This window comes from Allobosea sp. 01N443 (assembly GCF_056399325.1).
This window is the reverse complement of the sequence record NZ_JBFTRC010000232.1, coordinates 1-7,984: the sequence shown is the minus strand read 5'-3', so window position 1 is coordinate 7,984 and position 7,984 is coordinate 1. Positions and strand designations below refer to the sequence as shown.

Below are 7,984 nucleotides of genomic sequence, written 5' to 3'. Positions count from 1 at the left end.
ATATCACCCAGGCGGATTCAGTCGCATCCGCTGCGCAGACGCTTCGAGCCGTCCCCGGGTTCTCGACCCTCAACATCCTGATCAACAATGCAGGGGCTCCTGTCACGCGCAACGACAGGCAGGTGCTCTGGAACGATGACGAGTGGCGGGAGCTCATCGAGGTCAAGACGCTTGGCGCGCTGCGCGTCATTCGCGAATTTCTGCCGATGATGGCTCGCGACGGTACCGGGCGCGTCATCAACATCACCGGCTCATCGGGGATCGCGGTCTGGCGCCCTGCCATGCTGCACGGCTTGAACAATTCCGCGCTGATCCACACGACCGGCTATCTCGCCCAGGATCTCTGGAACGAGCGCATCACGGTCAATGCCATCGTGCCGGGATTGGTCGGCACCGAATTCCGGGAGGAATGGGCGGACGGCCTGGCCAAGCAGCAAGGCAAGACCCGCGAGCAGTTCCTCGCCGATTTCTGCCGCGAGCGCGGCATCTTCATGGAGCGTTGGGCCGAGGTCGACGAGGTTGCCGACCTGGCACTCTTCATCGCGTCCGATCGTGCCCGCTACATCAACGGCGCCAAGCTGAACATCGATGGTGGCTTCAGCGTCAACGCGCGCTGACGCCTGACAACACTCTCCACACCCGACCCGGCAACATACAGTCTCAGGAGTAGCAGCATGAGCCACCTCATTCGTCAGATGGGCTTCGTCGCCTTCACGACGCCCGATCCGGACGGGTCCGCGCAGGACCTCGCCGAACTCGTGGGTCTCAAGGTGACGGGCCGGCGCGGCGACACAGTGTTCCTGTCTTCGAATGAACGGCGCTGGGAGGTCGCGCTGACGCGAGGCGGCAGCCGCGCCACATTGGCGATCGGGCTCGAAGCATCCGACGCCGCAGCGGTCGACGAGATCGGGCGGCGGGTGCGCTCGGAAGGCCTGGAGATCCTGGACGACAGGCCGCTTCATGACGGCATCGAGCGCGCCATACGGTTCGCGACGCCATGGGGGCCGATCTTCGAGGTCCACACGCCCATCGCACGCGATCAGGCACAGCGCCATATCGGGCCTGGGGYGCGTGCCAAACGCATCGAGCACGTCAATCTCAAGGTTCCCGACCGGCTCGCCTTCAGTGACCTGTTGGTCAAGCTGCTCGGCATGGAGCTCTCGGATCGCACCGGCGGCGACGAATTCCGCTGGTTTCGGGCCGCCGACGGCTATCACCACACCGTAGCGCTTTGCCCCGGCGATGGCGATCTCCATCACTACGCCTTCGACTTCCACGCCCTCGAGGACCTCGCCGGCATCGCTGACGGGCTTGTCCTCAAGAACCGCTCACTGCTGTGGGGGCCGGGGCGCCACGGCGCCGGTGGCAACGTCTTCCAGTATTACGTCGACCCCAATGGCTGCGTCGTCGAAATGTCGGTGGGGATGGACCGCATCGACAATGACCTGCTCTACGAACCGCGCAGCTGGACGATTTCACCGTCGCTTTCCGACCGCTGGATCAATCTCTGGGGCTCGCCGCCGCCGGCGAACTTCATCGATCCGGCGCTGGGCTTTGCAAGGTGCGCAGCCGCCGCCTACGCGGCATGACCCTCCGCACTCGCGAACGGCCCGCCGACAGGTGACCGCGGCGGGCCATCGCCAATCCGGACGCGGACCCCTGATCCTGACGGGCGCGCCGCGGCTCAACCGTCAGGGGAAAGCGATGCGAGCCACGCGCTGGCCGCTCGCTTCAACCAGACCTGTGAGCAGCGCCGGCCCAAGGAGCGGCCGATGGGGTCGTAGCAAAACCCTATGTCGGCAGCGATTTGCCGGCCTGCTCCTGCACGATGTACTCGGCATACCAGTCCGGCCAGTTCTCATCATGCTGGCCGCCGTTTCGCTTCTCGTGTTCGCCATGCGCGGCCGCCGCACGCCGGAGCGCGGCCGCGAGCTCCCTGGATGAGGCGAAGCGTGTATCACCCGCCTCGACCCGTCCGGGCAGACGCTGGGTGACCTCCTGCAGCAGCCATTCATTGCCGTCCGGGTCCTTGAACGAGAGCCACGACGCGTAGCTGCGCCGTGTCGGCTCGGGCCCGCTGCGACGGTCTCCCTGCTCGCCGTAATGGTAGATCTCGCCAACCTCGGCTCCGCGAGCGGCGAGTGCAGCGCGCGCCGCCACGATGTCGGAGACGATGAGATAGGGGGCCACGGTGTTGCCCTTGCCGAAGATGACAGAAGCGGGCGAGCCTGGAGGCGTGACCTGGATAACCCGGAAATTGTCGCCTGCAATGTCGGCATMAAGTCGCCAACCCAAGCCACCGTAGAAGCGCTTGGCGCGATCGACATCCGCAACGGGGATGCTGACGACCTCAAGCTTCAGGTCGGCCCCCAGGGCTCCGAGGCTCCGGTTTGCAGTCTCGCTGCGCAGTTGAGTATCGCTCATGTCGAACTCCTTCCATTCAGATGAGTGAGAGTTGCGACACACCTCCAATCGCCTGAAATGACGGAGATCCAGGCGATTGAAACATGTTTCGCACTTCGACCGACCGCCCGCCGGGGAGCTTACGCCGCTTCGGGCCGGACGCCATAGCGAGCAGCAGGTTCGGTGCGGGAAAGATTGGGCAGCAGCGCCTGCCGTCCTGCCTCAAAGGCATTCCAGTCAGCCACATCCGGCAGGGACGGCACGGTCACGAACTCACCCAGGTCCAGGCCGGCCAAGGCCGCGTCGACCATCGCCGCAGCCGTCATCACGATCTCGCTCGGCAGGTGCTCGACCGGCTTTCCGGCGATCTCCCAGAAGTCGGTGGCCGTCGCTCCCGGCAGCACGACGTGAACCCGCACGCCCTTGTCCGACAGTTCATGCTTCAAGGACTGGCTGAAGGCCAGGACGAAGGCCTTGGAGCCACCGTAGACGCCGTTCAGGCGCTCCGGCGCGACAGCGACGATCGAAGCGATATTGATGATCGTTCCGCCGCCGCGTTCGACGAATCCGGGCACCGCGGCGTAAGTCAGGCGCATCAAGGCGTTGACGTTCAGAGCAATCATGTCGCTCATCTTGTCGATGTCCGACTGCAGGAGCGGAGCCGTCGCACCGACACCGGCATTATTGACCAGCGTGGTGATCCGCCGATTGCCCCGCAGTTCCGCCTCGACCCTGGCGAGATCGTCGCGCTTGCCGAGATCGGCAGCGATGACCTCGACCTTGCGGCCCGTCTCGGCTGCAATCCTGTCGGCCAGCTTGCGCAGCCGTTCGGCATTGCGCGCCACGAGAATGAGATCGTGGCCACGTCGTGCGAGACGCTCGGCGTAGATCGCGCCAATACCGGACGAGGCGCCGGTCACCAGTGCGAAACCCTTGAATCCCTGGCTCATTGTTTCATCTCCATTGCCCCTGGCGGGGCTCCATGGCGAGGAAATCTAGGCCTGCTTGCCCATGTCTCAAATGTCAAATATACCACCTTTCAGGACATCAAGGACCTGATCGGAGCGTGCCATGCATCGGATCGGTTTCGTCGTTTCGCCAGGCTTCCAGCTGATGAGTTTCGCTGCGCTCTCGGCTTTCGAGTTCGCCAATCTCTCGGTCCCCACCACCCCCTTCTATGACGTCCGGGTGATGTCGCAGAGCGGAGGAGCGGTGAAGAGCTCACTCGGCCTGATGCTGCAGACCGAGCCCTTCGACGATACGCCCTATGACACGATGATCTTCGGTGGCGATCTGGCGGGATCGGAGGTGTCGGCTGCGATGATCGATTTCGTGCGCCGGGCGGCGACCAAGGCACGCCGGGTCGCTTCGATCTGCACCGGAGCCTTCGTTCTGGCTCAGGCCGGCCTGCTCGACGGACGCCAGGCGACAACCCATTGGGGAAGCGCCCGGGATCTCGCCGCGCGCTATCCCCGGATCAAGGTCGATCCCGACCGTATCTTCATCGTCGATGGTCCGATCTGGACATCAGCTGGCGCAAGCGCCGGCATCGATCTCGCCCTCGGCATGATCGAGAAGGACCTCGGCCCCGAAGTTGCACGCATGACGGCACGAAAACTGGTTGTCTATCACCGGCGCGCGGGAGGCCAGTCGCAGCATTCCGCCTTGCTCGACATGGACGCCAAGTCGGACCGCGTTCAGTCGGCACTCGACTATGCCAGGAGCAATCTCCAGTCGCGCTTGAGCGTCGAGGATCTCGCTGACGCCGCCAGGCTCAGCCCCCGCMAGTTCAGCCGCGCCTTCCGCGCGGAGACCGGCCAGTCGCCGGCCAAGGCGGTCGAGAACCTGCGGGTCGAAGCCGCACGCCTGTTGATGGAGCAGACCGGCCACCCCGTCGAGGCCATCGCCGAGCAAACCGGTTTCGCCGACCGGGAGCGGATGCGGCGTGCCTTCCTGAGAAGCTATGGCCAGCCGCCACAGGCCATCCGGCGCAATGCACGCGCATCAGGCTAGCCCGGCGCCCGAAGCCATCCCGGCCATCCGTGCTATGATCGGACGACGTCGGGTTGAGAGCGAGACTCTCGCTCCCGGCCATGATCCTCATCGCGTATCGGCTGGCGGACGAGCCCGCAGGCGTTCCGGCTTCGCCTTCAGGCCCCGCGCTCAGGTGGTCATCCGTCTGAGCCCGTTCAATCGCGAGTTGTTCAACCGAGGGAGTTGCGAAGATGAAGATCCTGATGGTGCTGACGTCACATGATCAGCTTGGCGATACCGGCAAGCTGACCGGCTTCTGGCTCGAGGAATTCGCGGCGCCCTACTACGTCTTCAAGGACGCTGGCGCCGAGATCACACTTGCCTCGCCGAAAGGCGGCCAGCCACCGATCGACCCCAAGAGCGATGAGCCCGGCAACCAGGCCGACGCAATGACGCGGTTCAAGAAGGATCCGGCTGCGCAGCGGGTCCTGGCAAACACCGTCAAGCTCAGCGACGTGACGGCAGACAGCTACGACGCCGTCTTCTATCCCGGTGGTCATGGCCCGTTATGGGACCTTGCCGAGGATCCGGCTTCGATTGCGCTGATCGAGGCGTTCTACAATGCCGGCAAGCCCGTAGCCGCCGTCTGTCACGCGCCGGGCGTACTGCACCGGGTAACCTCGCAGGGGCAGCCGATCGTCAAGGGCAAGCGCGTCACGGGCTTCACCAACTCCGAGGAGGAGGCCGTCCAGCTCGCCAACGTCGTGCCATTCCTCGTCGAGGATGAACTGAAGCGCCTCGGGGGACGCTATGAAAGAGCAGCCGACTGGCAGAGCTTCGCGATCGTCGATGGCCGCCTGATCACCGGCCAGAACCCCGCTTCGTCGACCGCCGCTGCGCAGGAACTCGTCAAGCTCCTGCGCTAGGCTCTTCGGCGGCAGACCATTGCGAGCATCGAGCACTCGGCATTCTCGGCGGCGGAAACCACCCGTCCCCCAGAAATCGGCAGCCAAAGCTTGCATTTTCACGCCCAGCGACGATGGTGGCGCCTTGGCTGGGGGACGMAGTGGCATTTCGCTTTCTTCATACCGCCGACTGGCAGATCGGTAAGCCGTTCTCCAACATTGTCGGCGATCCCGGGGCGGAACTGCGATCACAGCGGATCAAGACCGTCGAGACGATTGCCAGCCTGGCGCATGAGCGACAGGTCGACGCCGTGCTGGTTGCAGGCGATGCCTTCGACAGCAACTCGGTCTCGGACCGGACCATCGTGCGCACGCTCGAAGCCCTCGCCGCCTTCAAGGGACAATGGATATTCCTGCCCGGAAACCATGACGCGGCCTTGGCCCACAGTGTCTGGACACGGATCCAGGCCATGGGCCCGGCGGCGAATGTCATCATCGCCGACAAGCCGGAACCGCTCGATCTCTGGAGCGGTCGGGCTGTCGTTCTGCCCGCCCCGTTGCGCCGCCGACGAGAGGCGCTCGACCAGACCACCTGGTTCGTCGATGCGCCATCCGGGGACGGCGCATGCCGCATTGGCCTGGCCCATGGCAGCGTTGCCAATCGACTGCCGGGCGCCGCGGAATCGTCGAACGAAATCCCCGAGGATCGATCAGAGACCGCCAACCTTTGCTATCTGGCACTCGGCGACTGGCATGGGGCTTTGAAGATCGCCCAGCGGACCTATTATTCCGGGACGCCTGAACCTGACCGCCACAAGGCCAATGACGCCGGGTCGGTCTACATCGTCGACATCCCCGGACCGCGAGCATCGGAGATCGTCGAGACCGTCGCTGTCGGGCACTTTCGCTGGAACAAGGTCGCGGTCGAACTCATCGATGGCACATGCGATCGCGCCATCGAAACGCTCAGTGATCTCGCCGCGAGCCATCGCCATCAGGTGGTCTCGCTCTCGCTGGCAGGCAGTGTCAGCTTTGCCGAGCGCCGGCGCCTCGAAAGCGAGCTTCGCTCCTGGGAGGCCCGCCTTCACCATCTCGAGATCGATGACAGCGCGTTGGTCGATGAGCCAACCTCCGATGATCTCGATGCGCTCGACAAATCCGGTTTCGTTCGTGCCGCGGTCGAGCGACTGCGCGCGAAGGCAACCAATGACGGTGATCCGGAGGCCGGCGCTGCGCGCATGGCGCTTCGCATGATGTATCTCGACCATTTCTCCAAGGGCGCTTGAGCCATGTTCCTTCGCCGCCTGGAGATCGAGGATTTCCGGAAGCTCCGATCCGTCGTCATCGACGATCTCCAGAATGGCCTCAACGTCATCTCGGGTGACAACGAAGCTGGCAAGTCGACCATTCTCGCAGCACTGCGAGCCGCCTTCTTCGAGCGTCACCGCGTCGGAGGCGAAGCCGCGCAGGCGATGCTGCCCTACAACCAGAATGTCCGTCCCCAGGTCAAAGTCGACTTCGAGCTCGATGGGCAGGCCTGGTCGCTTCGCAAGGCCTTTTGCCAGAAGCCCGAGGCCGAGCTGATCGGAGCCAACGAGCGTCATATCGGCGACGCAGCCGATGATCGCCTGGCGGAGTTGTTCGGGTTTACCCCGCCTGGCCGCGGTGGTTCCAAGCCGCAGGATCACCAGGGCATATTCGGGCTTCTCTGGGTCGAGCAAGGGCTCTCACATCAGGCGCTTGGTGTCGGCGCCGGCCGGGACTCGCTTTCCTCAGCACTTGAATCCGAAGTCGGCCAGGTCATCGGCGGAGAACGCGGAAGAGCCCTGATTGCAGCAGCCGAGGCGCGGCGCAGCACCTACTGGGACAAACGCTACAAGCCGCGCGGTGACTACAAGGCGCTGCTCGACGATGTCGAAGCCCTCTCCGCTCGTCGCGAAGAGATGTCCTCTCGCCTCGCGGCCCATGACAGCAAGGTCGGCGACCTCGCAAGGAAGCGCGAGATTGTCGCGCGCTATCACAACGACGCCTCTCTCGAGAAAGCCTTGTCCGCCCTCGCCTCTGCGCAGGAGGCGATGGTACAGGCCGAGATGCTAGAGACGATCGTTGTTAACGCCGGCCGTGACGCCACACGCTGCAAGGCTGAGACCGAGGCAGCCACAGAACGGCTCGCCGCGCGGCAGGCGCTCGTGAAATCGTCGGATGCCGCACGGGCGTCGCTGGCCCAGGCCACTCACGATGCCGAGGATGCCAAGAGCGTCGTAAGCCGGCTCGAGCGAGCGACCGCCACGACCTCTGCGAGGCTCGCACAAGCGCGGGCTGCGCGGAGCGTTGCGGACGAAGCGCTCGCCGCGGTCCAGCGGGCCATTGACCACGGCCGCGCGCTGCATCTCCTCGCCCGCTTGGAGCTAGATCTCAAGAGTGCCGAAGAAGCTGACGGCAAGCGCATGACCGCTTTGGCCGCAGCTGCAGCCATCACCGTCACGAAGCCCGAGGTCGACACGCTGGAGCGCGCCGGCGAACAGCTCGCGAAAGCCAGGGCCCGGCTCGAGGCGGCGAGCGTCCGGATCGAATTCAAGCCGAACGCGCAACAGAACGTCTCGTCAGACGGCAAGGCAATCTTGCTCAGTGAGCCCCTGCTCCTCGCAAGAGACGCGACGATCGAGCTCGAAGGGTTCGGCCAGTTGGTCGTCCATCCAGGG

8 protein-coding genes are annotated in these 7,984 nt (G+C 64.6%); 6 read left to right on the top strand and 2 right to left on the bottom strand.

Features of this window, described 5'->3' with window-relative positions:
• On the top strand, positions 1–617 hold a 617-nt coding region (locus AC1DRP_RS32645), incomplete at its 5' end, for an SDR family NAD(P)-dependent oxidoreductase (RefSeq protein WP_476770676.1).
• A 57-nt stretch (positions 618–674) separates the two neighbouring features.
• Positions 675–1,589 (top strand): VOC family protein, encoded by a 915-nt coding sequence (locus tag AC1DRP_RS32640; RefSeq protein ID WP_476770675.1) that lies wholly within the window; start codon positions 675–677, stop codon positions 1,587–1,589.
• Between the two features lie 202 nt (positions 1,590–1,791).
• On the opposite strand, the gene AC1DRP_RS32635 is transcribed toward AC1DRP_RS32640, so the two are convergent.
• Both AC1DRP_RS32635 and AC1DRP_RS32630 read right to left on the bottom strand, forming a co-directional pair.
• Positions 1,792–2,424 carry a VOC family protein gene (locus tag AC1DRP_RS32635; RefSeq protein WP_476770674.1) on the bottom strand — a complete coding sequence of 211 codons (633 nt, stop codon included), beginning with the start codon at positions 2,422–2,424 and terminating at the stop codon, positions 1,792–1,794.
• A gap of 119 nt (positions 2,425–2,543) precedes the next feature.
• Positions 2,544–3,353, bottom strand: a complete 810-nt coding sequence (locus AC1DRP_RS32630; RefSeq protein ID WP_441508046.1) for an SDR family NAD(P)-dependent oxidoreductase — start codon at positions 3,351–3,353, stop codon at positions 2,544–2,546.
• Between the two features lie 121 nt (positions 3,354–3,474).
• On the opposite strand from AC1DRP_RS32630, the gene AC1DRP_RS32625 reads away from it, so the two are divergent.
• The 4 genes from AC1DRP_RS32625 to AC1DRP_RS32610 form a co-directional block, all read left to right on the top strand.
• Positions 3,475–4,416, top strand: coding sequence for a GlxA family transcriptional regulator (locus AC1DRP_RS32625; protein ID WP_476770673.1), 942 nt, complete (start codon positions 3,475–3,477; stop codon positions 4,414–4,416).
• A gap of 212 nt (positions 4,417–4,628) precedes the next feature.
• Positions 4,629–5,303: a type 1 glutamine amidotransferase domain-containing protein gene (locus AC1DRP_RS32620; RefSeq protein WP_441508044.1), complete on the top strand. Its 675-nt coding sequence runs from the start codon at positions 4,629–4,631 to the stop codon at positions 5,301–5,303.
• 140 nt (positions 5,304–5,443) lie between these two features.
• Complete coding sequence (locus tag AC1DRP_RS32615; RefSeq protein WP_441508043.1) at positions 5,444–6,568, top strand: metallophosphoesterase family protein; 1,125 nt, start codon at positions 5,444–5,446, stop codon at positions 6,566–6,568.
• Between the two features lie 3 nt (positions 6,569–6,571).
• On the top strand, positions 6,572–7,984 hold a 1,413-nt coding region (locus AC1DRP_RS32610), incomplete at its 3' end, for an AAA family ATPase (protein WP_476770672.1).

What these genes read in the sequence shown, in the direction of transcription:
- AC1DRP_RS32630 (WP_441508046.1), bottom strand. Translation starts at nt 3,353, where the DNA reads ATGAGCCAGGGATTCAAGGGTTTCGCACTGGTGACCGGCGCCTCGTCC.
- AC1DRP_RS32620 (WP_441508044.1), top strand. Translation starts at nt 4,629, where the DNA reads ATGAAGATCCTGATGGTGCTGACGTCACATGATCAGCTTGGCGATACC.